This window comes from Actinomadura graeca (genome assembly GCF_019175365.1).
Taxonomy (GTDB): Bacteria; Actinomycetota; Actinomycetes; order Streptosporangiales; family Streptosporangiaceae; genus Spirillospora; species Spirillospora graeca.
Window position 1 is genome coordinate 2416125 of sequence record NZ_CP059572.1, and the last position, 24270, is coordinate 2440394.

General features: G+C 70.1%; 19 protein-coding genes, 1 tRNA gene and 4 pseudogenes. 14 read left to right on the plus strand and 10 right to left on the minus strand.

Annotated features, from left to right (window positions below):
* Positions 1–44: 44 nt before the first annotated feature.
* Positions 45–1088: a hypothetical protein gene (locus tag AGRA3207_RS10890; protein WP_231334471.1), complete on the plus strand. Its 1044-nt coding sequence runs from the start codon at positions 45–47 to the stop codon at positions 1086–1088.
* Between the two features lie 56 nt (positions 1089–1144).
* Here AGRA3207_RS10890 and AGRA3207_RS10895 read toward each other — a convergent pair whose 3' ends face one another.
* Entirely contained in the window at positions 1145–1969 is an 825-nt protein-coding gene (locus AGRA3207_RS10895; protein ID WP_231334472.1) for a TrmH family RNA methyltransferase, read from the minus strand.
* Positions 1970–2193: 224 nt separating this feature from the next.
* On the opposite strand from AGRA3207_RS10895, the gene AGRA3207_RS10900 reads away from it, so the two are divergent.
* The 4 genes from AGRA3207_RS10900 (at position 2194) to AGRA3207_RS10915 (ending at position 9217) form a co-directional block, all read left to right on the plus strand.
* Entirely contained in the window at positions 2194–4569 is a 2376-nt protein-coding gene (locus AGRA3207_RS10900; protein WP_231334473.1) for a substrate-binding domain-containing protein, read from the plus strand.
* A 336-nt stretch (positions 4570–4905) separates the two neighbouring features.
* Positions 4906–6393, plus strand: a complete 1488-nt coding sequence (locus AGRA3207_RS10905) for an RNA polymerase sigma factor (RefSeq protein WP_231334474.1) — start codon at positions 4906–4908, stop codon at positions 6391–6393.
* Positions 6394–6614: 221 nt separating this feature from the next.
* A complete protein-coding gene (locus tag AGRA3207_RS10910) occupies positions 6615–8084 on the plus strand; it encodes an RNA polymerase sigma factor (protein WP_231334475.1) in 1470 nt (489 codons plus the stop codon).
* A 425-nt stretch (positions 8085–8509) separates the two neighbouring features.
* A complete protein-coding gene (locus tag AGRA3207_RS10915) occupies positions 8510–9217 on the plus strand; it encodes a hypothetical protein (RefSeq protein WP_231334476.1) in 708 nt (235 codons plus the stop codon).
* Here AGRA3207_RS10915 and pdxR read toward each other — a convergent pair.
* Positions 9204–10544: a MocR-like pyridoxine biosynthesis transcription factor PdxR gene (gene pdxR / locus AGRA3207_RS10920; RefSeq protein WP_338028268.1), complete on the minus strand. Its 1341-nt coding sequence runs from the start codon at positions 10542–10544 to the stop codon at positions 9204–9206. The genes AGRA3207_RS10915 and pdxR overlap by 14 nt on opposite strands.
* Before the next feature lie 68 nt (positions 10545–10612).
* On the opposite strand from pdxR, the gene AGRA3207_RS10925 reads away from it, so the two are divergent.
* The 4 genes from AGRA3207_RS10925 to AGRA3207_RS10940 all read left to right on the plus strand — a co-directional run bounded on the left by AGRA3207_RS10925 (position 10613) and on the right by AGRA3207_RS10940 (position 12733).
* On the plus strand, positions 10613–11278 hold the full coding sequence (locus AGRA3207_RS10925) for a pyridoxamine 5'-phosphate oxidase family protein (protein ID WP_231334478.1): 666 nt from the start codon (positions 10613–10615) through the stop codon (positions 11276–11278).
* 53 nt (positions 11279–11331) lie between these two features.
* On the plus strand, positions 11332–11925 hold the full coding sequence (gene orn / locus AGRA3207_RS10930) for an oligoribonuclease (RefSeq protein WP_231334479.1): 594 nt from the start codon (positions 11332–11334) through the stop codon (positions 11923–11925).
* 56 nt (positions 11926–11981) lie between these two features.
* Positions 11982–12057 (plus strand) — tRNA-His (locus tag AGRA3207_RS10935).
* Between the two features lie 112 nt (positions 12058–12169).
* On the plus strand, positions 12170–12733 hold the full coding sequence (locus AGRA3207_RS10940) for a GIY-YIG nuclease family protein (protein WP_231334480.1): 564 nt from the start codon (positions 12170–12172) through the stop codon (positions 12731–12733).
* Between the two features lie 52 nt (positions 12734–12785).
* Here AGRA3207_RS10940 and AGRA3207_RS10945 read toward each other — a convergent pair whose 3' ends face one another.
* A complete protein-coding gene (locus tag AGRA3207_RS10945; RefSeq protein ID WP_231334481.1) occupies positions 12786–13556 on the minus strand; it encodes a transposase family protein in 771 nt (256 codons plus the stop codon).
* A gap of 994 nt (positions 13557–14550) precedes the next feature.
* Between AGRA3207_RS10945 and AGRA3207_RS10950 the strand changes: the two genes are divergently transcribed.
* On the plus strand, positions 14551–15228 hold the full coding sequence (locus AGRA3207_RS10950; RefSeq protein WP_231336549.1) for a hypothetical protein: 678 nt from the start codon (positions 14551–14553) through the stop codon (positions 15226–15228).
* A 38-nt stretch (positions 15229–15266) separates the two neighbouring features.
* Here the strand turns inward: AGRA3207_RS10950 and AGRA3207_RS40220 are convergent.
* A pseudogene (locus AGRA3207_RS40220) lies at positions 15267–15467 on the minus strand (IS5-like element ISMt1 family transposase); the annotation flags it as partial.
* Between the two features lie 43 nt (positions 15468–15510).
* On the opposite strand from AGRA3207_RS40220, the pseudogene AGRA3207_RS10960 reads away from it, so the two are divergent.
* Positions 15511–16403: pseudogene (locus AGRA3207_RS10960) on the plus strand (IS5 family transposase).
* On the opposite strand, the pseudogene AGRA3207_RS10965 reads toward AGRA3207_RS10960, so the two are convergent.
* Positions 16403–16621, minus strand: a pseudogene (locus tag AGRA3207_RS10965) (hypothetical protein); the annotation flags it as partial. The pseudogenes AGRA3207_RS10960 and AGRA3207_RS10965 overlap by 1 nt on opposite strands.
* Here AGRA3207_RS10965 and AGRA3207_RS10970 point away from each other — a divergent pair.
* Positions 16608–17003 (plus strand): annotated as a pseudogene (locus AGRA3207_RS10970) (transposase); the annotation flags it as partial. The pseudogenes AGRA3207_RS10965 and AGRA3207_RS10970 overlap by 14 nt on opposite strands.
* A 600-nt stretch (positions 17004–17603) precedes the next feature.
* Here AGRA3207_RS10970 and AGRA3207_RS10975 read toward each other — a convergent pair.
* From AGRA3207_RS10975 to AGRA3207_RS10990, 4 genes are all read right to left on the minus strand, one after another.
* Entirely contained in the window at positions 17604–18395 is a 792-nt protein-coding gene (locus tag AGRA3207_RS10975) for an MBL fold metallo-hydrolase (RefSeq protein ID WP_231334482.1), read from the minus strand.
* 77 nt (positions 18396–18472) lie between these two features.
* Entirely contained in the window at positions 18473–19267 is a 795-nt protein-coding gene (locus AGRA3207_RS10980; RefSeq protein ID WP_231334483.1) for an alpha/beta hydrolase, read from the minus strand.
* Between the two features lie 16 nt (positions 19268–19283).
* On the minus strand, positions 19284–20090 hold the full coding sequence (locus tag AGRA3207_RS10985) for an alpha/beta hydrolase (RefSeq protein ID WP_231334484.1): 807 nt from the start codon (positions 20088–20090) through the stop codon (positions 19284–19286).
* 29 nt (positions 20091–20119) lie between these two features.
* Positions 20120–20941, minus strand: a complete 822-nt coding sequence (locus AGRA3207_RS10990; protein ID WP_231334485.1) for an alpha/beta fold hydrolase — start codon at positions 20939–20941, stop codon at positions 20120–20122.
* 275 nt (positions 20942–21216) lie between these two features.
* On the opposite strand from AGRA3207_RS10990, the gene AGRA3207_RS10995 reads away from it, so the two are divergent.
* Positions 21217–22179, plus strand: coding sequence for a helix-turn-helix domain-containing protein (locus AGRA3207_RS10995; protein WP_231334486.1), 963 nt, complete (start codon positions 21217–21219; stop codon positions 22177–22179).
* A gap of 119 nt (positions 22180–22298) precedes the next feature.
* On the opposite strand, the gene AGRA3207_RS11000 is transcribed toward AGRA3207_RS10995, so the two are convergent.
* Entirely contained in the window at positions 22299–22754 is a 456-nt protein-coding gene (locus AGRA3207_RS11000) for an SRPBCC domain-containing protein (protein ID WP_231334487.1), read from the minus strand.
* A gap of 653 nt (positions 22755–23407) precedes the next feature.
* Here AGRA3207_RS11000 and AGRA3207_RS11005 point away from each other — a divergent pair.
* Entirely contained in the window at positions 23408–24259 is an 852-nt protein-coding gene (locus AGRA3207_RS11005; RefSeq protein ID WP_231334488.1) for a cytochrome P450, read from the plus strand.
* The last annotated feature ends 11 nt before the right edge of the window (positions 24260–24270 follow it).

Consider the following 24270-nt stretch of genomic DNA (forward strand, 5'->3'; position numbering starts at 1 on the left):
GGGGCTCAGGCGCTCAATGACGATGCGGCGGAGGTGCGGCGACGGTGGCCAATCGATCGGCGACGAAACCGATCCTGCTGGGTATCGGCACGGCCGCGGTCCTCGCCGCGGGCTCCGGCTCCGCGATCGCCTACGGCTCGGCGTCCCCGTCCACGTCGCCCAGCCCGACCATCACCCCCGCCCCGACCTCGACGTCGACCGCGCCGCCGGCGGATCCGCCGGGCAAGCTCATCGTGAGCGTGGACCCCGTCGACAGTGACGTGACGCTCGGCGAGCGCGTCCAGGTGAACACGCACGTGTCGGCCAAGGGCGGCACCGTGACGGGCGTCAAGGTCCTGGGCATCCAGGTCAACAACACGAAGGCCGTCCTGGGCGGCGAGTGCAAGAAGCCGTTCACGATGAGCGCCTGCACCGTGGGGACTCTGAAGGACGGCGAGCGCGACACCGTCATCTCGACGCTCCTCGTTCCGGAGTCGGTCAAGAAGAAGCTGACGGTGACGCTCACCGTCACGGTCGGCGCGACCGGGACGAAGTCCCTTCCCGTGCCGGCGAAGGTCACCTACAAGCCCAAGCCGAAGCCCACGCCGACGCTGTCGCCCGGGAAGGGCGAGGGCCCATCGGACGGCAAGAGCGGCAAGGACAAGGGCGGGTCGGGCTCCGGCGGGTCCGGAGGCGGCACCGGCGGGTCCGGGTCGGGCGGAACCGGCGGCACCGGCGGAGGCGGCCCCGCGGCGAACCCCGGCGGCTACGTCCCGCCCGCGCCGAACTCCTCGTTCGACCCGAAGAACCCGCAGGTGGCGCTGCCGCCGATCGCGGCGCCGAACCCGTCGGTGGCGCCGAGCCCGCAGCCGGCCGCACCGGCGAGCCGGCTGCGCAACAACAAGTCGCCCGTCGCGCAGGAGCTGACGTTCGACCGGATGGCCAGCACGCAGATCGCGTGGCTCGCGGCGCTGATGGTGGCGTTCTTCCTGCTGATGACGCAGCTGCGGCTCGGCCGCCGCGACGCGCCCCGCTCCGCCGCGGCCGCGCGGGCACGGCGGGTGAAGGGCACGCACCGGCGCGCGAGGCGCGGCACCTTCGCCAAGTGACCTCGGCCGGCCCGCACCCCTGCCGCGGCGCCTGACGGCGTCATGTGGTCATGTGGTCACAGGCGAGGTGTGTGGACGAGCGAGTAACAGGCGATCGCCGCAGCGGCGACGACGTTGAGGGAGTCCACGCCCGCCGAGGTGGCGTCGGGACTCATGGGGATGCGGACGGCCTCGTCCGCCTCGTGCAGCCAGCGGGAGGAGAGCCCGTCGCCCTCAGAGCCGAGCATCAGCGCGGTCTTCTCGCCCGCGGGGGCCTTGTCCAGGGGGACGGCCGACGGATCGGGTGTCAGCGCCAGGAGGGTGAAGCCCGCGGCGCGGAGGTCGGCGAGGCCGCCGTGCCAGTCGTCCATGCGGGCGTAGGGGATGGCGAAGACCGCGCCCATCGAGACCTTGACGGAGCGGCGGTAGAGGGGGTCCGCGCAGCGCGGCGACAGGACGACCGCGTCGACGCCGAGCGCGGCGGCGCACCGGAAGATGGCGCCGACGTTGCCGTGGTCGACGAGGTCCTCCAGGACCAGCACGCGCCGTGCGCCCGCGACGAGCGCACCGGCCTGGGGCAGCGGCAGCCGCTCCAGGGACGCCAGGGCCCCGCGGTGGACCTGGAAGCCGACCAGGCCCTCCATGGTGGCGTCGTCGACGATGTAGACGGGGACGTCCAGACCGTCCAGGAGGTCCGACAGCGGACCGGCCCACCGGCGGGCCATGAGGAGGGAGCGGACGGGGTGCCCGGCGGCGACCGCGCGGCGGATCACCTTCTCGCCCTCGGCGACGAACAGCCCGTGCTCGGCCTCCAGGCTCTTGCGGAGGTTCACGTCCCGGAGCCGGACGTAGTCGGCAAGGCGGGGGTCGGCGGGGTCGGCGACGGGTACCAGGCGGGCCATGCCCCCCATTCTAGGAAATGGATCATGATTGGCCCGGCGGCGCATCACGGTACCGTAAAGTACCGCTCCGATCGCGGGGCGTCACAGCAACCCGAGATGCCGGGGTTGTCGGGACATAAGCGCATGACCTGCGTCATCATCAGTTTTGAGTTCTTTGTAACCTCTGGTTCGTACTACTACAGTGCCGGGGAACATCGGCGGGTTTCTGGTGAATCGAGGCAGCCATGAGCGGACGTCATCGCAATGACTTCCCCGACGGCGCGGACGACGACGGTCACGACCCCGGCACACCCGTCTTCGGCCCTGCCAACGACGGGTCGTCCGACTGGTTCGCCACACGTGACAGCCAGCGCTCGGCCTATGCCGAACCACCGCAGGGGCCGCCCGTCCCCGGCCCGCCGCCCGGCCCCTACGCGGCGCCCTATGCACCGCAGGGCGGCCCCGCGGCCGATTCCGGTGAGACGCCTCACTGGTTCACGCCACGGCACTCGTCCGAGGAGGCCGTCTACGGGTCGCCGTCCGGTGAGTACAGCGGCCCGGCGGGCACCGGCGGCTTCGGGACGTTCGGGCAGACCGGCTCCTCGGCGTATCCGGCCGTGCCGCCGGTGCCGCCCATGCAGGGCCCCGCCCGGGGCCCCGGCTTCTCGTCGGCCGGGACCGGATACGGCGAGTACGACTCCATCCGCAGCTCCGACGGCGGCCCGACCGGCTTCTTCGGCGGACGCGCCGGGCCCTCGGAGGGCGGTGGCGCGGCCGGTGCCGGAGGATCCGGCGGAGGCGGCCCCGGAGGACCGGGCGGGTCCGGCGGGTCCGGCGGGTCCGGGGGGCATGGCACAGGCGAGCACGGCACCGGCGGGCACGGCCGGCGCAAGCGCAAGCGGAGCGCCGCCGCGCTGATCGGCCCGATGGCCGGCGCGGTCGGCCTGGCACTGCTGCTCGGCGTCGGGGTGTACGCGTTCGCCGAGAGCGGCGGCGGCTGCGGCGGCGACGGCGCGCTGACCCTGTCGGTCGCGGCGGCGCCCGACATCGAGCCGGTCATCGTCAAGGCCGCGGAACGCTTCAACGGCGGCAAGCACGAGGTCGGCGGCCGGTGTGTCCGCGCGGAGGTGCACAGGGCCGAGCCGGCGTCGGTGGCGACGCTGCTGTCCGGGCAGGGCGTGGCGAACCCCTCCAACCGCAGCCCGGACGTGTGGATCCCCGACTCCTCCCTGTGGACGGCGCTCGCCCAGGGATCGGGCGGCGACGCCCGCAAGGTCGTGCCGACGAAGACGTCCGTGGCGTCCAGCCCGATCGTCGTCGGCCTCCCCGAGACGCTCGCCGGGCGGCTGAGGCAGCAGGGCGTCACCGCCACCCCGTCCTGGGACAACCTGCTGAAGGCCGCGGGCGGTGTCGCCGGCGGCGCGGTGACCAAGAACCAGATGATCCCGGCCGGGTCGGTGCGGCTGCTCGTGCCGGACCCGACGCGGAACGCGGCCGGGATGGGCTCCCTGATGATCACCAACGCGCTGCTGGCGAACGACCCGAACCGGGAGTCGATCTTCACGGGCATCGTCCGGACCGTCCGGGAGAGCACCGTCCCGACCGTGCCGGAGGAGTTCACGCACTTCCGCAAGGACCGGCCGGGCAAGCAGCCGATCTCGCTGTCCTCGGAGCAAGCGCTGTGGAGCTACAACCGCGGCCGCCCGGCCGAGCCCGCGGTGGCGCTGTATCCGATCGAAGGCACCCTGTCGCTGGACTATCCCTTCACCGTGACCAGCGACGACGGCGACAAGCAGAAGGCCGCCGGGATGCTGGAGCGGGCGATGGGCACCGAGCGCACGCGCGGTGACGTCCGCGACGCGGGGTTCCGGTCGTCGGACGGCAAGGCCCCGAGCGGGTTCGGCCCGAAGGCGGGCGTGAGCCCGGCGCGCCCGCGCCAGCTCCCCGTGCCGAAGGGCGCCGAGGTCGCGCAGGTCATGCAGGCGTGGTCCAAGCTGTCGCTCGGGCTGCGCATCCTCACCCTGATCGACGTGTCGGGCTCGATGGCCGAGGAGGTCGGGCCGCGCACGAACCGGCTCCAGGCCATCGCGCAGGTCTCGCAGGGCGGGCTCAGCATGATGTCCAACGACACCGAGCTCGGCCAGTGGCTGTTCTCGACCGACATGGTGGGCAAGCAGCCCTACCGGGAGACGGTGTCGATCGGTCCCCTCGGCGAGCGGGTCGGGTCGAACACGCGGCGCAACCTCGTCCTGTCGATGCTGAACCAGATGAAGCCGAAGCCGAACGGCGACACCGGCCTCTACCGGACGATGCTCGCCGCGTACAGGCAGATGAACAGGACGTACAAGCCGGAGTTCGGCAACTCCATCCTGCTGCTGACCGACGGCAAGAACGACGATCCCGACGGCCCGTCCCTGGCGGAGACGCTGAAGCAGCTCAAGGCCATGCAGGATCCGAACAAGCCGATCCAGGTCAACATGATCGGGTTCGGGAAGGGCGTGGACCGGGGCGAACTGGAGCAGATCGCGGCGGCCACCAACGGAAACGTGCAGATCGCGATGACACCACAGGAGGTGTCCAAGATCTTCCTCAAGATGCTGTCCCGCCGCATCACTTCGTGATCTTCCGAACACGTATCGAATTTCTCGATTTTTCCTGCGATCTGTGTCAACCCCACGACTCATCCGATCGTCAATCTAGGTGGAGGCCCGACGGGGAGCGGGGCCGTCGGGCCTCCGACCTAAGCTCCCTCCCCGGCCCGAGACGGGGAGCGGCCACCGGCCCCCAGAAGGCGCCGAGCTGACCGACCGGCCCCCAGGCCGGGGAGAAGCTCCTTGTGCATAACGCCCCGGGCGCGCAGGCCGACCCCCGGCCCCGGGCGAGACCCTCATCGAAAGGCCGGGACCCGGCGGACCGCCGGGCGGACCCGGCCTATCCTGATCTCGCGGGAGGACCTCGTGTCCGGTTGGCCCAGCCTCGACCGCGCCGATGACGAACGGCTCGCGCGGTCGCTCGCCGCCGGCGACCCTGGCGCCCTCATCCAGGTGATGGACCGCTACGCGGCGCGCCTCTACGACTACTGCCACGCGCTCCTGCGCGACCAGGAGTCCGCCGCCCGCGCCCTGCACGACGCGCTCATCGCCGCGTACGCGCACGTCTCCGTCCTGAGTGAGCCCGACCGGTTCCGCGGCTGGCTCTACACGCTCGTGCGCAACGAGTGCCTGCGCAGGCTGCGCGACCCGGAGCGCCCGCCCGAGCGGCACGAGGCCCCCGAGGTCGAGGACGGCTTCGTCGACGAGGCGGAGCGGGTCCGCCGCCTTGAGGCCCGCCAGCTCGTCCACAGCGCGCTGTCGGGCATGCGCGGCCGCGAGCGCGAGACGCTCGACCTGATGCTGCGGCACGGCCTGGACGCCACGGAGATCGCCGGCGTGCTCGGCATGGACGTGCGGGAGGCCACCGCGCTGGCCGAGGAGGCCGGCGCCCGGCTCGACGACGCCCTCGCCGCCGCGTTCCTCGCCCGCACCGGCCGGGGCGAGTGCGCCGAGCTGGCCGTGCTCGCCGCCGACGGCGAGCTCCCCCTCCCGCCGCCGGTCACCCAGCGGATCGTCCAGCACATCGGCGGCTGCGCGGTCTGCCACGCGCGCCGCGAGCGCGTCTCCGCGGCGCGCCTGCTCCAGGTGCTGCCGGTCGCGATGATGCCGACCGACCTGCGCGGACGCGTGATGGCGACCGCCACCGACCCGGCGCTGGCGCCCGATCTCGCGGGCATCGCGCAGCGCGCGGAGCCGTTCGACTCCTGGGGCTGGCCGGTCGGCACCGAGGCCCCGGTCCCGGACGAGGCCCCGCGGCGCCGCACCCCGCGCGCGCTCCTGCCGGCCGTCGCCGCCGCGGCCGCGGTGATGCTCATCGTCACGGGTGCCTTCTTCCTGATGCCCGGCTCGCCGAAGAAGGAGACGGCGGCGAAGGGCCCCGCCGGGATCGCGGCGTCCACGCCCGACCCGTCGGAGCCGGAGGAGTCCCCCAGCCCGTCGGAGTCACCGACCCCGACCAAGAGCAGCAGCACGCCGACGCCCACGCCGACGCCCACCACCCCGACGCCGACCCCGACGCGGACCCGGACGCCGTCCAGCCGCCCGCCGAGCCCGACCCCGACCCGCACCCGGACCGGGACGCTGTCGGTCGGCGGCTGCACGATCGTCAACTCCGGCAGCTGCTCGTTCAGCGTGCGCGCCGTCGGCGGCCCCGTCCGCTGGTCGGTGACGGGCCACTCCCCCAACCTCAGCGTCGGCGGTGGCGGCGGGCGGCTCGGCGAGAACGCCACCTCGACCGTCACCGTCACGCTCCAGGGCCAGTGCCCCGCGGGCGGCGGGACGGGGTCGGTCAGCTTCTCCCCCAACGGTGTCGCGTCGATCACACTGCAGTGCGACTCGGACGGGCAGGGCTGACCCGGAAGATCATTAGTGATCCACATCACATTCATCGGTGTAATCGCGGATCTACGAGGCGAGACGGCCACGGGGCGTACCGCTTCGGTCACATAAATCGGCACAGAGGGAAGAAATTCCAGGAACTTGGTGGCAAGATCGGGCAACCAGAGCGGGCCGATAGGCGTCGGCGGCTCTCCGGGGGCACGTTCAACGACACCGACTTCACCTGGAGGATTCCCGTGGCCGGTGAGGCAGGGCCCGGACGGTCCGACGACCAGCGGCTGGCAGAGGCACTGCGGGCCGGGGACGTCATCGCGCTGACGGAGGTCTACGACACCTACGCGCCGTTCCTCTACGACTACTGCCACGGTCTCCTGCGCGACCGCGTGGAGGCGGCGGGGGCGCTGCGGAACTGCGTCATCGCGGCCCGCGAGCACGCCGAGCGGCTCCAGGAGCCGGAGCGGCTGCGCGGCTGGCTGTACGCCATCGCCCGCAAGGAGTGCATGCGGCGCCGCGACAGCCCGAACCGGCACGTCGGCCAGGAGGCCCCGGAGTCCGAGGACGACCTGAGCACCGAGCAGCTCGCCCGCCGCGAGGAGCGCCGGCTGCTCGCGCACAGCGCGCTGGCCGCGCTGAACGGCAGGCAGCGCGAGGCGATCGACCTGTCGGTCCGGCACGAGCTGGACGAGGTCGATCTGTCGGGCGTGTTCGGGATCCCGCTGGAGGACACCCTGCGGCTGGTGGAGAAGGCCCGCGAGGACCTCGCCGCCGCGCTGCACGCGTCCCTCATCGCGCAGAACCACTGGAAGGACTGCCCCAGCGTCTCCGCGCTGACCGAGTCCTGGCCGCTGTCGCCGCAGACGTCGTCGTCGCTCGTCCGGCACGTCGCGAGCTGCCCGGCCTGCGGCGCGCGCGACACCCCGCCGCTGCCCGCGGACCGGCTGCTGTCGGTGCTGCCGATCGCCGCGATCCCCGCAGACCTGCGGCTGGACGTGCTGACCGCCGCGACCGCCGCGGACCGCGCCGACAACCGCCGCGCCATCGCCGCCTGGACCGAGCCGTTCGACGAGTACGGCTGGCCGCTCCCCTACGAGCCCGCCCCCTCGCGCGCCCGCGAGCGCGCCCCCCGCCGCCGCGGCCCGCTGATCGGCGCCGCCGCCGCGGCCCTCGCCGCCGCCGTGCTCCTGGCCGGCGCGATGACGGCCTTCGGCGGCGAGCCGCGGACCGACGATGCCGGGAAGCGGCCCGTGCCGGGCGGCAGCGGCGGCGGCGAGCCGTCCGGCGGCGGCGACCCCGACCCCACGCCGACCGACCCGCTGCCCACCGAGTCGTCGGCGTCCCCGTCGAAGTCGCCCTCGCCGTCGAAGTCGCCCTCGCCGTCCAAGACCCCGTCCAAGACACCTTCGAAGACGCCGAAACCACCGGACAGCAGGCCGCCCCGTCCGCCCGCGCCCGGACACCTGTCGCTCCAAGGATGCGGGATGGGCGCCGACGACGCCTGCACCGTCACGGTCACCGCCGTCGACGGGCCGGTGGACTGGCGCGTCACCGGGACGTACGGCGACCTGAGCGCGGGCGGCGGCGGCCACCTGCCGGCGGGCGGCTCCGCGCGGGTGCGTGTGGAGCGGACCAACACCCTGTGCCTCGGGCGCCGGAGCGGCTCGGTGTCCTTCTCCCCCGGCGGCTCCGTGGGCGTCTCCTACTGCTGACGTACCTGCCAGACGCGGCTTCGTCCGCCTCCCGGCCCCCGGCCCCCTGCCTCCGCGGGGACCGGGGGCCGGTGATCGCCCGGCCACTTCCGGCCGTCGTCCGGCGGGAATCCCACCGATCTTCGGTTTAGGCTCTGACCTGCACGAACACCCTCAAGACCGGACGAAGAGCATGATGAATGCCCAGGAATCGCCCGCCGCCAGGTGGATTCGGAGGACGGCCGGGGTACGCCTCTGCGACGACAGCCGAGCAGAGTGGACACACATTGCCACGGAGGTCGATAGCCGTCATAACCGGCCCATGACGGCGAGCTGGACCCACGTGTCCCGCTGGGCGAGAACACAGGACTAGACCATTCGGGACTAGGCCGCCCGATTGGGGGGGACGCACCGTGGCAGACGCATGGCTGCCGGGAGCCGGCCGCATGCCGGCACGACAGGACGGAGGAGCACTGCAGGGAGGTGCCCCCCGGGTCGTCTGGTTCGCCAGCGAAACCGATCCCCGCACCGTGTCGGGGCGGTCGGTCGCCGCCGATCTCGTCAAGGAGGAGAGGCCCTCCCACCTGGTGTGGCACCCCGGCACCGGCGAGATCCTCCAGCTCCTGCCCGCCACCCGCGCCGCCCGCCTGCTCGGCGACCACGTCGGCCGCGAAGGACGCGCCTGCCTGCAGATCGCCGTCGTCGGCCAGGCCCGCGTCCCCTTCACCGGCATGCTCCTGAACGGCCTGGACCAGATCGTCCGCTGGCTGGACGCGTGGGGCATCGACCGCCGCTGGCCCGCGGGCCCGCCGCTGCCCTCCCCGCAGTCCTACCACTCGCTCCGCGCCCGCAAGGACTGGGCCCGCGGCGGCCACTTCGGCGCCTCCCAGGTCCCGGTCGTCGACCGTCCCGACCCGGGCGCCATCGACATCCGGCGCATCACCGGCCCGGACACCCCCGTCGCGCCCATCCCGAAGCCGCGCGTCCCGATCCCCGAGCCGGCCACCGTCACCCGGCTCGCCGCCCGCGGCACCCGCGCCGGCGACGCCGCCCACACGCCCCAGGGCCAGCGTCCCGCGCAGGCCACGGGCCACTCCTCACCCGGCCCCGACCGCCCGCCGCTCGCGTCCCGCTCGTCCGTCATGTCCGGCTGAGGAGGTCGCGGACGACCTCGCAGCCCTCCCGCAGGTCCGCGAGGGCCGGCGCCGCCCCGTACCCGATCACCAGGCCACGGCCGATCGCCTCCACCAGGACGCCGCGCTCCGCCGCCTCACCCACCACGCGTTCGGCGACGCCCCCGGGCAGCTCCACCACCAGGTGCAACCCGGCGGTCTCGCCGCGCAGGGGCAGGCCGTCCAGCACCCGGACGACCACTTCCCGCCGCCGCGCGTACTCCCCCCGCATCCGCCGGACGTGACGGTCCAGGTCGCCCCGCTCCAGCAGCAGCCTGAGCGCGTGCTGCGGCACCACCGCCGTCCGGTCGTTCAGCTGCTCCCGCCGCGCCGCGACCGCCGCCACCAGGTCCGGCCTGCCCACCAGCCAGCCGACCCCCATGTCGGCGGTGAGGATCTTCGCGGTGGTGCCCAGATAGACCACCACGTCCGGGTCCAGGTCGTACAGCGCCGGCAGCGGCGCCACGTCGTAGCGGAACTCCCCGTCGTAGTCGTCCTCCGCCACCAGCGCCCCGGTCCGCCGCGCCCACGCCAGCAGCGCCTGGCGCCGCGGCACCGGCAGCACCCCGCCCAGCGGGTACTGGTGCGACGGCGTCGTGTGGATCAGCCGCAGCCCGTCCGGCAGCCCGTCGACGATCAGCCCGTGCCCGTCCACCGGGCACGGCACCGGCACCGCGCCGCGCCCCGCCAGCACCTCCCGCGCCCGCGGATACCCCGGCTCCTCCACCCCCACCCGGTCGCCCGGCCGCAGGACGGCCGCCGCCAGCAGGTCCAGCCCGTTCGTCGCGCCCCGCGTGACCAGCAGCCGCTCCACCGGGCAGGTCACCCCCCGGCTCCGCCGGATGTAGTCGGCGAGCGCCGCCCGCAGCTCGGCCACCCCGTGCGGCTCCTGCCGCTGCCGCGGCGGCATCCCCGCCGCCAGCCGCCACGCCCGCCGCCACGCGGGCGTGTCCAGGGCCCCGATCCAGGCGATCCCCGGGCGCAGGTCCAGCGCCCCCGCCGCGTCCGCCCGCCGCGCCTCGGGCACCGGCCGGGCGATCGGCGCCGGATCGGCCGCGACCCCGGCGGTCACGTACGTCCCCGAACCGTGCCGCCCCTCCAGCCAGCCCTCCGCGTACAGCTGCTCGTACGCCTCCGTCACCACCGTCCGGCTCACACCGAGCAGCCCGGCCAGCGCCCGGCTGCCCGGCAGCCGCTCCCCCGACGCCAGCCGCCCCTCCCGCATCGCCGCGCGCAACTGCGCCACGAGCTGGGCGTTCATCGGCTCCCCGGCGTCCCGGTCCACGGCCAGCGGCAGATCGATCGACACACAGGTCTCCAGCATTCGGCTCCAAGTGGCCCTACCGACCAGGCCACTTCGGACCTAGCGTAACGAGCATGACCTCACTGTCCGCCACCGCCCGTACCCGGCTCGGCCGCCTCCCCGACCGCGCCGCCACCGACCGCGCCGCCCTCCACGAGATCCTCGACGAGGGCATGATCTGCCACCTCGGCGTCCTCGTGGACGGTACCCCCCGCGTGATCCCCACCTGCTACGGCCGTGCGGGTGACACCCTCTACCTCCACGGCTCCACGGGCGCGAGCAGCCTGATGGCAGGCCCGTCCCAGGAGATCTGCGTCACCGTCACCCACGTCGACGGCCTCGTCCTCGCCCGCTCCCTCTTCCACCACTCGATCAACTACCGCAGCGCCATGATCTACGGCACGCCCCGCCTCGTCACCGACGCCACCGAGAAGCTCACCGCGCTCCGCGTCATCACCGAGGCGCTCGCCCCCGGCCAGTGGGACGTCGCCCGCGCCCCCACCCGCAAGGAGATGGCCGCCGTCGCCGTCCTCGCCCTCCCCCTGGACGAGGCGTCCGTCAAGATCCGCCAGGGCCCGCCCGGAGACGACGAGGAGGACTACGCCCTCGACGTCTGGGCGGGCGTCCTCCCCGTCCGGCAGACGTTCGGCCCGCCCGCCCCCGACCCCCGGCTCCGCCCCGGCGTCCCCGTCCCGGGCCACATCGCCCGGCTCGGTACCGAAACGGCTCCGACCTCGTAAATCGATCCAACTCGATGCCCCGCGCAGTCGTTCATGGTCGTAGGGTGAAACCCATGAACGAGCGGCTGTGCTGGATTGATTGCGAGATGACCGGACTCGACCTGCGTCACGACGCGCTCATCGAGATAGCCGTGCTGGTGACCGACAGCGAACTCAACATCCTCGACGAGGGCGTGGACGTCATCATCAAACCCCCGCCCGAATCGGTCACCCAGATGACGAAGGTCGTCCGGGACATGCACACCGCGTCCGGCCTTCTGGAGGCCCTCCCGGGCGGCGTCACCCTCACCGAGGCCGAGGACATCGTCCTCAACTACGTCCGCACCCACGTCAAGGACCCCAAGAAGGCCCCCCTCTGCGGCAACTCCATCGCCACCGACCGCTCGTTCCTCGCCCGCGACATGCCGGCCCTCGACGCCCACCTCCACTACCGCATGGTGGACGTCTCGTCCATCAAGGAACTGGCCCGCCGCTGGTACCCCCGCGTCTACTTCGCCAGCCCCGAGAAGAAGGGCGGCCACCGCGCCCTCGCGGACATCACCGAGAGCATCCAGGAACTCCGCTACTACCGCGCCGCCGTCTTCGTCCCCCAGCCCGGCCCCGACTCCGAGACCGCCCGCACCCTGGCCGCGGGCATCACCGGCTGACCCACCCCGCGGAACCCGCTACACTACTTGGAAGCCGGGCCCCAAGCCCGGCCACGGTGGGTGTAGCTCAGCTGGCAGAGCACTTGGTTGTGGTCCAAGATGTCGGGGGTTCAAGTCCCCTCACTCACCCCAAGCAGAGGGTCTGGTCACCGAGGGTGGCCGGGCCCTTTCTCGTCTCAGGACCCGTGATCGACAGTCTTCGGTGTCCGATTCTGGGAGCGAGCCCGTTGGGAGTGATCTTGTCGTGACGCCCCCTGAAGAATCGCTCGGCCCCTTACTCGCCGCCCCAGATCGGCTCTGGACGGCTGCCGAGGTCCTCGCCAAGCCCAGCCCTGTCCCGATCGCTCCGGGCGTCTATGGCTGGCATTTCGACGTCGCGCCATTCGCGTCCCTGCCGGCCCAGCAGTTGCTGTACGTGGGGATCGCCCCGCGCAAGATGACCTCTCGGCGTAGCCGGCAGAACCTGCGCACGCGGGTCCGCTACCACTATCGCGGCAACGCAGAGGGGTCCACGCTCCGGCGCACGCTCGGCTGCCTGCTCGGCCTCGAACTCCGACGCGTGGGGAGCGGCAAGCGCATGACGTTCGGCAAGCTTGGCGAGCAGCAGCTCACGGCCTGGATGGCCGAGCACGCCTTCGTGTGCTGGACGCCCCACCCGGAGCCTTGGCTTTTGGAGAGCCAGCTCATCAACCAGCTTGATCTCCCTCTCAACCTGGACCAGAACAAGCACAACGCGTTCCACGCCCAGCTCACAGAGATCAGATCAACGGCAAGGCGACTCGCCCGTGAACTGCCCATCCTGACCTGAGCCAGCTCAGCCGCCGTCCAGACCATTGTCATGCACTGAGCTCTTTCCATCCTCAGTTGGTGTGATGGTGGAGCGCGAGGATTGCCTGGACGATGGCGGTCAGCCGGGCGGGTGAGCAGCGTGCGTGGCGGAGGATGTGCCAGCGTTTGAGAGCGGCGGCGCCCTGTTCGCCCAGTGCGCGGATTTTGGCGTGGTGGCGGTTGAACAGCTTGTTGCGCTTGCCGAGCTTGCGGCCCTTGCGGCGGCGGTAGGGCGTGCCGATCGCGCCGCCGGCGCCGATGTATCCCTTGTCGGCGTAGCAGGCGATCGCCCGCTGGGTGAGGGCGTCGATGATGCCGTGGAAGCGGGCGGCGGTCAGATCGTGGGTGGAGCCGGGCAGTGTGGGCGAGGCCCAGATCAGGCGGCCGTGCGGGTCGGTGAGGAACTGGACGTTCACGCTGTGCCGCCGATGCTTGCCGGAATAGAAGCGCCGGTCGTCGGCGCCTGCGAGTCGGTCGATCGGCACCAGCGTGCCGTCCAGGATGACGAACGCTTTGCGGGCCGCGATGCGCATCGCCGCACGCAGGGCGGGCGCCAGCGCGGCGAGCAGCTCGACGACCTCGGTGACGTAGCGGTGGGCGGTCGCCAGCCCCACGCCGAACGCGGCGGCCAGGGCCGGGAAGGTCTCGTTGCGGCGCAGGTGCACTAGGACCAGCAGGGCCTGGCGCTCGGACGGCAGCGCCCGCCAGCGTGAGCCGATCCGGCGGCGGTGCTCGCGGATGAGGCCGGCCACGTATCTGCGGGACGCGGGCGACAGATCCAGCGCAGCGCGATAGAACAGCACTGAAGCTCCTGGTGGTGCGGTCCAGTCTTGGTCGACTCCGCAACTACCAGGAGCTTCACTACTTGACGATCACAATCGACCAACCGCATCCAGCTTGTGACCAGCCCTCCCAAGGTGGAAACGGCTCACTCACGGGCCGCCAGCGGCGCAGGGAGCTGCCCCGAAGGCTCACGAACCTTGACGGGCGCACTAACACCCACGCCGTATCGGTGGACGAGGACACGGAGAGCCCGGCGGGCTTCTCGGGAACAGACCACAGAGCCCCGCCTACCGGTTCAGGGGGACGACCGCGCACGGGTGAGGGTTGAAAAGAACCGCCTCCACGTCAAGAAAGGCGTTTAGATCGGGCCGTCGATGCCGTGGGCTAGCAGTCTGTACGCATCCGACATCGACCTCAGCGAACACACCTGACCATTTCTCCACGATTCTCGTGCAGCATGCACTAGGGTGGAGTAACGTCTCCAACAGCCGCGTTCGCGGACTCTACTTCCTGTGTCTCGCTTGTAACCGACACGGAAGGGGGCCGCCATGCGCGGCGACAGAAGGTCCGAGAGCAACGACTCCAGGACCTACTGGCGGGTACGCATCCTCCTTGAGGTGCTTAAGACTGGCCTGTGGGCCGGTTGGCGCGTCATCAGGGAGCTGCTGCCCTTCATCTCGCACTGAGATGGCGGTGCCTCCCGCCCGTCCGCGCTGGGCAGCTTAGGGCGGCGGGAGGCACCGAGCCAGTGAGGCAGCAACAGCACTGAGGGTGTCGCTAGCACCCCACACTCTACTTCCCTCCACACCAGAACACAGGCCAATGACGACTATTCTTAGTGTAAACAATCTATACATACACAATGTTTGCAACAAAAACTTTTCCAAAGTAAAAAGGATAGACGACATGAGCGAATACGAATAATTCAAAATGAAAGGTAACGACTAAATCTTTAGGAAAGATTTCTCAATCTACGCAAGCCAAGTCTACTTTCTTTTCACACCCGGAGACTTCGTGAATATACGCTTCTTTTGGCCCGAGCCGCTCAGCGAAGAAGAGGTTGACGCACTTGGTAACCCCTGGGATGAGTACTCGCTGGACGAGAACATCGCCTTTGCTTGTCCCGAAACCCATCTGGCTCTCTTCCAGAGCGACGACGGACTCTGGATCGTCTACCGCTACCGCGATGAAGATGATGAGTCAACGGCTTGGCCCTTCGCCGGGCAGCGTGATGCGCAACGCGCCTACCAGCACCTTGTAGTCGAAGAAGCTCGGATACATCCACGCATATGGCAAGAAGACGACGACGTGGTCGTAGTTCGGCAAGGGAGCATCAGTGGCGACTTGGAGCAGGGCTGGGCAGTCGTCTGGCGGTTGGCCGACAAGTGGGGGGCTGAGGAACATCGCCACAGGTTCGATGCCGAGACACGCGCGGCCGACCTGCTCGATGTCTACGCCGAAGAACTCGTGCAGGACAACCTGGAAGCCAGGATCAGGGCTACTGCGCTTAGGCGCTGCGCCGCCCAGGTCCGCGCCAGCATGTGGGAGTACCGCCTGGGCAGCTTGCTACGACAGGCTCAGAGGAAAAGTCTCCTCGGTCGCGGACGCACCGAGGTCACGACCGTCGCCTCGATCGTTGGGGTCTCGCGCGCAACCGTGCACAAGGTGCTTCGTGGAGAGCTATGGCGGTGACCTAGGTCGTGTTCGTAGTTGAGATCATGGGGGGCTGGCAGGCTACGCAGCCAGATGAGGCATCCGCACAGGTGGAGTCCTGCGAGGTAGCTTCCAGGTGTCTTGTCGTAGCGGGTGGCCAGTCCCCGCCATTGCTTGATCTTGTTGATGCAGCGTTCGACGGTGTTGCGATCCTTGTACAAGCCGGTGTCCAGACCGACCGGACGGCCGCCGGACCGTCCCTTTTTGCGGTTGGCGGCCTAGGGCCTGTTTTGCGGATCTGGATCTTTGGGTTGTGGCTTGATGGTGGCCATGGTGCGGCGACATGAGCTGACCGATGCGGCCTGGGCGCCGATCGAGCCGTTGCTGCCGGTCGCTTCGGGGCCTGGTGGGCGGTGGCGTGACCACCGGCAGGTGATCAACGGGATCTTGTGGAAGGTCCGGACCGGTGCGGACTGGCGGGACGTGCCCGAACGCTATGGGCCGTGGCAGACGCTCTGCCAGCGGTTCCGCCGCTGGAGCGCGGACGGGACCTGGGAGCGGCTGCTGGCGCACGTCCAGGTCCACGACGATGCGATCGGAACCGTGGACTGGTCGGCGGTGTGCGTGGACTCCACCATCGTGCGCGCCCACCAGCACGCCGCCGGCGCCCGCAAAAAGGGGAACGGCCGGGGACGAACCCGGCATCACCGGCAGGCGGGCAGGCACTCGGGCGGTCCCGCGGCGGACCGACCACCAAGATCCACCTGGCCTGCGACGGGCGCGGCCTGCCGCTGGCCTTCACCGCGACCGCCGGCAACATCAACGACTGCACCCGGCTGCTCGAGGTGGCCGAAGCCATCGCCATCCGCCGGACCGGGCCGGGCCGTCCGCGCACCCGGCCCGGGCACCTGATCGCCGACAAGGGCTACTCCACCCGCATCATCCGCGCCTGCCTGCGCAAGCGGCGCATCCCGCACACCATCCCCGAACGCAGCGACCAGCTCGCCGCCCGCGCCCGCCGCGGACACCGCCGCTGCGCCTTCGACCCGGACCGCTACCGCCGCCGCAACGTTGTCGAACGCTGCTTCAACCAGCTCAAACGCTTCCGCGGCCTGGCCACCCGCTACGACAAGCTCGCCGCCCACTACCGCGCCGTCGTCACCATCGCCAGCCTCATCCTCTGGCTCAACCACGATCCACAAAACAGGCCCTAGTCGGCCTTCTCCGGGATCACCGCCTTGATATGGCGGCGGCGCAGGTAGGCGCGGTTGGCGCGGTTGGCGCGGTTGGCGCGGTTGGCGCGGTTGGCGCGGTTGGCGCGGTTGGCGCGGTTGGCGCGGGAGGAGTATGCCTTGTCGCCGGCCACCGCGCGGGGCCGGGTGCGGGGGCGACCGGCCGGGCCGCGCACTCTGATCTTGTCCAGGACCGCCACCTCCGCGCTCGGCATGGCGATCGATTCCCGCGGCACCGCCGGACAGATCCCTGACGGGATCATCCACGCAGATCACGGCACCCGGTTCACCTCATGGATCTTCACCGAACACGCACGCCGAGCCGGGCTGCTGCTCTCTCTGGGCACCGTTGGCGACCCCTACGACAATGCCGTGGCCGAGTCGTTCTGGGCGCGCATGCAGACCGAGCTGCTCGACCGGCAACACTGGCGAACCCGCGTCGAACTCGCCAACGCGATCTTCGAGTACATCGAAGGGTTCTGCAACCGCCGCCGACGCCACTCCGCTCTGGCCTACATGAGCCCGATACAGTTCGAAACCACCCACCCGCTGAACCTGATCTCCTCACCGGCGAGTCCGTGAAACCGGGGCAACATCACCCTGCCTGCAAGAGCCGGAGGACGGCGGCTTGCCGGGTTGCTAGGTCCAGCATCGAGCGCCCTACTCTGATCGGGCTCCGTTCCGTTTGCCTTCGGTCTCTGGGGCAGCCTCCATCCTGGCCGAGGGGATAACCGAGAGCTGACTCCGGGTCCGGGTGTCGACAGATGGCCGGGATCCTGGAATCGCCGAACGGACGTGATCTCCCCGGATGGCGGCACGGACGGCCAGGTCGGCAACCTAGCCTCTGCAAGACGCCGTCGGTGATGGCGTCACGGCGCTGAATCCGCTGTACGAGCCGCTGGACCCTGTTCTGTTCGGCGATCATCTGCTGTTGCAGCCGATGGATGTCGTCTTTGAGCTGCGCGGCGCTGGCGTCGGCGCTGCGGCGGGCAGGTGCCCTCCCCATTCGAGTGCGCAGGGCTTCCAGATGCGTGGTGCGCTGGGCGAGGTCGCGGGCGGCCCCGGGCGGCCTGACGACAAGCCAACTCGTTCTGCTTCTGTACCTCCGCCAACTGCTCAGTCAAGGACATCACTCACCACAGCATTGTGTGGCTGGGACTGGGCGTGCGGGCCTTTGATGGCTTAGACCGTGAGGTGGTGGGTTCGGCCAAAGGGCAGCCAGGTGAAAGGACGCGCGAGGTCGGCTGGAAACTGGTCGAGGGCGCGGGTGATACCGGCACGGTTCTCGGTGAAGTGTGTCCAGCCTTCGTAATGGACGGGCAGCACGGTGGTGGGGGTGAGGCCGTCCAGCAGGTCGAGTGCGTCGGCGGCCGCCATGGTGTAGCGGAGCGGGCCGGTGTGGGGGAAACGGACGGCGCCCAGGTGCAGCAGGATGGTTCCGGGCCGGAGCGCTCGCGCGGCGGTGCGCACGGCGGGATAGGCGACGGTGTCGCCGGTGATCCAGAGAGGGCCGTTGGCCTGGCCGGGCCAGGTAAGGGCGAAGCCGATGACGTCTCCGCTGATGGGGCGGCTGAGGGGCGGGCCATGCCGGGCGGGGGTGGCGGTGATGGTGATCGGCGGCTTGTCGCCTGTTCGCAGGTGATGGTTCTGGCCGGGGCGCAGACCGTGGGTGTCTCCGCCCAGTCGGCGGGCGCCCGAGACGGTCGTGATGACGGTTCCGGCGGCCGGGAGAAGGGCACGGCCGACGTCGTCGAGGTTGTCGGCGTGGTGGTCGTGGGTGAGCAGCACCGCGTCGATGGGCGGCAGGTCGGCGGGGGCGATGGCGGGACCGGTGAGTTTGCGTGATGAGGTGCCCCAGCCGAACGTGTACCTCCGGCCGGGGGGATCGAAGGTCGGGTCCGTCAGCAGCCGCCAGCCGGCGAACTCGATCAGGACGGTGGGGCCGCCGATGTGGCTGAAGCCGACGTCGCTCATCGTGGCGCCTCCCGGTCGTCATGAGTGTGTGGACGCCCCCGGCCATGACATGGACCGGCATGGCCGGGGGCTGCCGGTCAGGTGTGGTCGAGGGCCCAGGCGAGGGCGTAGTCGGCGATCTCCTCCCAGCCGTCCTGGGCGGGCATCAGGTGTGATCGGCCTGGATATTGCGTGACCTCGGTGATGGTGTCGGGTGCTTTGTAGTGCTTGGCGTTGGACCGCTGGATTTTGGGCGGCATGAGGTGGTCGTTCTCACCGGAGATGAACAGCAGCGGCGCCCGGTCGGGGTTCTTGTAGTTGACGTAGGTATCGTCGTGGCCGGGGTGGATGTTGGCCAGGGCGCCGCCCCAGAACACATGTCCGGAAGCGGGGATGTGGTAGCGCTCGTAGGTGGCCTTGGCCTGGTCTTCGGGGAAGGTGTTGGTGAAGGCGTAGCGCCACTGCTCGTAGGTGAAGCCGACTGCCTTGTGCCGGTTCGCGGGATTCTTCAGGACGGGGAAGGTCGCTTTGATCTGCGACAGCGGCACCGGCTTGACGCCTTCGGTGGGGGCGGAGTTGATCGCCACGCCGGCCGCGCCGTGGCCGCGGTCCAGCAGCAGCTGGGTGAACACCCCGCCGGCCGAGTGCCCGATGAGGATGGGCTGGGAGTCCAGGGATTCGACCACCTTGATCAGGGTGTCCAGGACCCCGGGCACGGTGAGCCGTTCGATCGGTGTGGGGTCGGCGTTGAGGGCTTCGACCTCGACTTCGAAGCCGGGGTAGGCCGGGGCCAGGACGCGGAAGCCCTTGGCCTTGTAGCGGGTGATCCAGTGCTCCCAGCTGCGGGGCGTGACCCAGAAGCCGTGGATGAGAACGATGGTGTCAGGTTTCATCAGCTGCGTCCTGGTGTCAGCGGGTAGCGGTGTAGGCGGCCAGGATCGTCGCCGCGGCGGCGTCCGGATGGGACGTCATCACCACGTGCGAGGAGCGGATCTCGCGGACCTTGCTGCCCGCGCGCTCGGCCATGAAACGCTGGGCGGCCGGGGGGATGACCTTGTCCTGGGTCGGGATGAGATACCAGGAGGGGATGCTCCTCCACGCGGGTGCGCCGCTGGGCCCGGCCAGGCCCGCGACGCTGCCCGGCCGCTGGGTGGTGGCCATCAGCCGGGTGGTGTGCTCGGGCAGGTCGGCGGCGAATACGGCGCGGAACTTGGCCGGATCGATATAGCCGTCGGTGCCCTTGGTGCCGTCGTCCAGCTCCCAGTCCCGGGTGATCAGCGCGGTGCCCAGCTCGCTGCCCGGGAACCGCTGGGCGAGCTGCAGCGCGCTTTCCCCCTGGTCGGGTGCGAACGCGCCCAGGTAGACCAGGGCCTTGACGTTGGCGTGGCCGCGGGCGGCGTTGGTGATGACGATGCCGCCGTAGGAATGCCCTGCCAGGATCACCGGCCCGGTGATCGTCGTGAGCAGGCTGGAGACGTAGGCGGCGTCCCCGGCGCTGTCACGCAGCGGGTTGGCCGGCGCGATCACCGGGAAGCCCGCCCGCTGCAGGATCGTGATGGTGTCGTTGAAGCCGGAGGCGTCGGCGAACGCGCCGTGCACCAGCACGACGGTGGGCTTGGGCCCGCGGCCCTCGGCCTGCGCGGAGACCGAGGACACGGCCCCGGTCGCGGTCAGGACGGCGGCGGCCAGGACGGCCAGCACCCGTGTGATGCCCATGACGAACCACCCCTTTCGGGATTCGGGGTTCAATCGGCCAGGAAGTCCAGCAGATCGGCGGTGAACTCGGTCTCGAACGCGCCGACCAGACCGTGCGGGGCGCCGGGGTAGACCTTGAGCGTGGCGTCCTTGACGATCTTGGCCGACTCCAGCGCGGCCGCGACGATGGGGACGATCTGGTCGTCGTCGCCGTGCGCGATGAACGTCGGCACGTCGATCCTCTTCAGGTCGTCGTGGAAGTCGGTCTCTGAGAATGCCTTGATGCACTCCAGCGCGCCCTTGATGCCGACCTGCATGGACTGCGCCCAGAACGCCCGCGACACCCCATCGGACACCTGCGCCCCGTCTCGGTTGAAGCCGTAGAACGGAACGGACAGCTCGTAGTAGAACTGCGATCGGTCGGCGATGACCCCGGCACGGATGGCGTCGAACGCCTCGATCGGCAGTCCCTGCGGGTTGGCGTCGGTCTTGAGCATCAGCGGCGGTACGGCCCCCAGGAGCACGACCTTGGCCACCCGGCCGGTGCCGTGCCGGCCGACATAGCGGGTGACCTCCCCGCCGCCGGTCGAGTGCCCCACCAGCACCACGTCCCGCAGGTCCAGCGATTCCATCAGCTCGGCCAGGTCATCGGCGTACTGATCCATGTGGTTGCCCTGCCACGGCTGGGCGGACCGGCCGTGCCCGCGCCGGTCATGGGCGATCGCCCGGTATCCGGCCGAAGCCACCGTGTACGCCTGCCGATCCCAGGCGTCGGCGTTCAGTGGCCATCCGTGGCTGAACACCACCGGCCGCCCTGAGCCCCAGTCCTTGTAGAAGATCTCCGTACCGTCGCGTGTACTGACGTAAGGCATCCGCTGCCCCTTTCCGGCAGGCGAACTGCTCCGACGCAAGGAATCGTCAAGCCGGACGGGCCGTCGGTCTGGACTGTGCCCGCCGCGTCCTGCACTGTCGGCGCCAAGCAAGGCGCGCACCGGTTCATGGAGCCGGCCAGGACGAGGCGGCGTTCCGGCGGCTCAGGTTCCTATCCGGCGCTAGGCAGGCCCTCCCCGATGAGCAAACATAGGCAAGGGTGATGGTTTGACCGGGCGTCTCACGATGGACCCTCGCAGTTGTCGGGAGTGGCCGCATGCTCGTCCTGGATACCAACGACTACCCGCCATCCGAACGCCTGGAGGCATTCCACGCCGCCGCCGCGGGCGAGAGCGGCAGTTGCTCCATCGAGCACGAACGTCCCGGCGAAGGGGTATGGAAGCGCGTGGAGGTATGGAAGTTCGGGCCCTTGACCCTCTTCGCGACCCACGGCTCCGGCATGCGGATCTGGCGCACCCCCAGACACGCCCGTTTCGACTCCATGAACAGCGTCTCGGTCATCACCCAGAGCACCGGCACCGGCTCATTCGCCTGGAACGGTCATCAGCAGCGCGTCACACCCAACACCATGGTCCTCGCGCATAAGACGGCGGGCTACGAGTACAGCTGGTCAGGCAACGGACTGTCGGTGGCCTACATGGTCGACGCCGATCTCCTAGGAATGCCCGAGCATCTGGTCCGTACAGCCATTCCCTTACTGTCGAACAGCAGCATGGGGCCGCTTCTGCTCCACCACATCCGGATGATCCACCAGGACGCCGACCGGCTCTCCGCCGACGCCGGCGCCCACGCGGTGGGCGATGCGACCCTGGACCTCACCCGCGCCCTGGTCGCCTCCGTCGCCCTCGACGAGGGCGTCCGCCGCATCGTCGGCGACGAGACCCTCCTCACCCGTGTCCTGGCCTACCTCCGCGCCCACCTCACCGACCCCGTACTGACCCCGCAGCGCATCGCCCACGTCCACAACATCTCTCTGCGCTCTCTCTACCGGCTCTGCGAGGACGGCGGCCTGAGCCTCGAACAATGGATCATCCGCCGCCGTCTCGAAGGCGCCCGCCGCGACCTCACCGGCCCCGAGCACGCCCACCGCACCATCGACGCCATCGCCCGCTCCTGGGGCTTCACCAGCCACACTCATTTCACCCGCCGCTTCCGCCAGGCATATGGGCTCACCCCCCGCGCCTGGCGCAACGCAGGTCCCGCATCACTTGCCGATTAGCCGAGCCCTCTAGGAAAGCGACCAACCGCGTGTGGCGTTCCGGACGGGTTTGGCTCGTTCGGAGGGTGCACCTGAGCTGGGCGTCTGCTCACCGATGCGAGTGCGGTCTTCGGGCCTCATCAGGACTCGACGAGGGCTGCCAGGTTGGCCAAAGCCATGTGGGTGCCGATCTCGTTGTCGGCGGAGGAGACCGCATCAGGGATTCCCTCGTGGACGATGACGACCTCGGTGCCGCCGTCGATATCGGCGAGCGTGGTCGTCATCGTCATGCCGCCGCGCAGCGCGGGGTCATCGGTCTCGAACTCCAGCACCTCCACCACGCGTTCGTCCGGGACGAGCTCGGCGAAGTGGCCGTGATAGGTGTCGGTGCGCGGGGCGGACTTGCCGGTCGGACCTGGCACGTCGTAGGTGAGCGAGATCCGGAACACTCCCCCTTCGCACGCCTCGAACTGGTGGACGTGGGCGCTCATGTTCGACGGCACCCGCCACTTGGCGATCGCGTCCGCGTCCACGAGCGCCTGGTAGACGACCGAGCGCGGTGCGCGCACACGGCGAGAAACCCGCGTGGAGTGCATCTGCCCGACCCTATAGCGTCCGCCCTCGCAGCCAAGGCATGCGCCCCGGCCGCCATCAACGGCCGGCTCCATGCACGTCGCAACACGACTTCGATCAACCTGCCTAGGTAGTACACCTGGTCGCCGACTCACTGGTCAGCATCAGCCAGCCAAACGTCCGCTCGACGACCCAGCGCGCGGGGTAGTGACGCAAAGCCCATGGTCGCCGGGTCGCGGTGGACGGTCTGAACGTTGCTGCCCGAGCGGCGGCGTGGTGAGGGGCCGTTGCACGACCCCTCCCGCACTTCGAGGAACCAGCTATTGTCGGATTGAGTTGGTTGCCTTGAGGACGGTGGATGGAAGTGGAGATCGATCTATTATCTGGAGCGCTTTATAGCGGCGACCCTTTACCGACGTACGCCTGGCTACGAGCGAATGCACCAGTGTTTCACGACACTGCTAATGGTTTATATGGGGTATCCCGGCATGCCGATGTGGTGACGGTGGAGCGTGACACCGGGTCGTGGCGCAACGCCGGAGGGTACCGGCCGGGGCTTCCTGCGGATCCGTCGATGCTGGGAAGGGACGACCCTGAGCATGGGATCTGCAGACGTCTAGTGGCCGGCCGGTTCACGCCACGGAGTGTGGTGCGACATGCCGAGCGGATGAGGGCGATGGTCGTCCCGCTGATCACGCAGGCGTTGGCGGCGGGCACGGTGGACGCGGTGGCGGAGCTGGCAGCTCCGTTTCCGGCACATGTGATCGGCTGGTTGCTCGGATATCCCGAGGAGCTGTTGCCGGAGCTGGTGCGCTGGTCACAGACGCTGGTGGTGGCGGGCGGTGGGCCCCGGTACATCACGCATGAGGCGTCGGTGGCCGCAGGCGAATTCGCGGCCGTGACGCTGGAGCTGGCTGATGAGCGGCGGGCGCGGCCTGCGAATGATCTGCTGTCCGTATGGGCAGGGAGTGACTTGTACGACCAGGAACGGCTGGTGCATGAGGCGTTGCTCTTGCTGGTCGGCGGAGCCGAGACGACGCGGACGGTCATCGCCATTGCAATCGACGCGCTGATCAGGCATCCAGAGCAGCGACAGCTTCTGCGGCGTGCGCCTGCCCTGCTCCCGGCCGCGGTGGAGGAGTTCGTCCGCTGGAGCACGCCGATACTGAACATGTGCAGGACCAGCACCCAGGACAACCGGCTCGCGGGTGTACTGATCCCCGCAGGGTCACAGGTCCTGCTCATGTACGGATCGGCCAATCAAGACGAGACGGTTTTCGACCGGCCGGAGGAGTTCGATGTGACCCGCCCAATCCACACCGTTCTTGGGGGTCATCTGGCGTTCGGGCTCGGGCCGCACTTCTGCCTAGGCGCATCGCTGGCGCGCCTGGAGCTGCAGATCTTCTTTGAGGAGTTCCTGGCCAGGGTAGATGAGGTCGCTTTCGCCGACCGGCATGGCCCTCGGATTCTCCCCAGTCCCTTCGTCCGGGGTGTCATCTCGTTCCCGATCGCACTGCGGGCCGGGTAGAGCGGATCGTC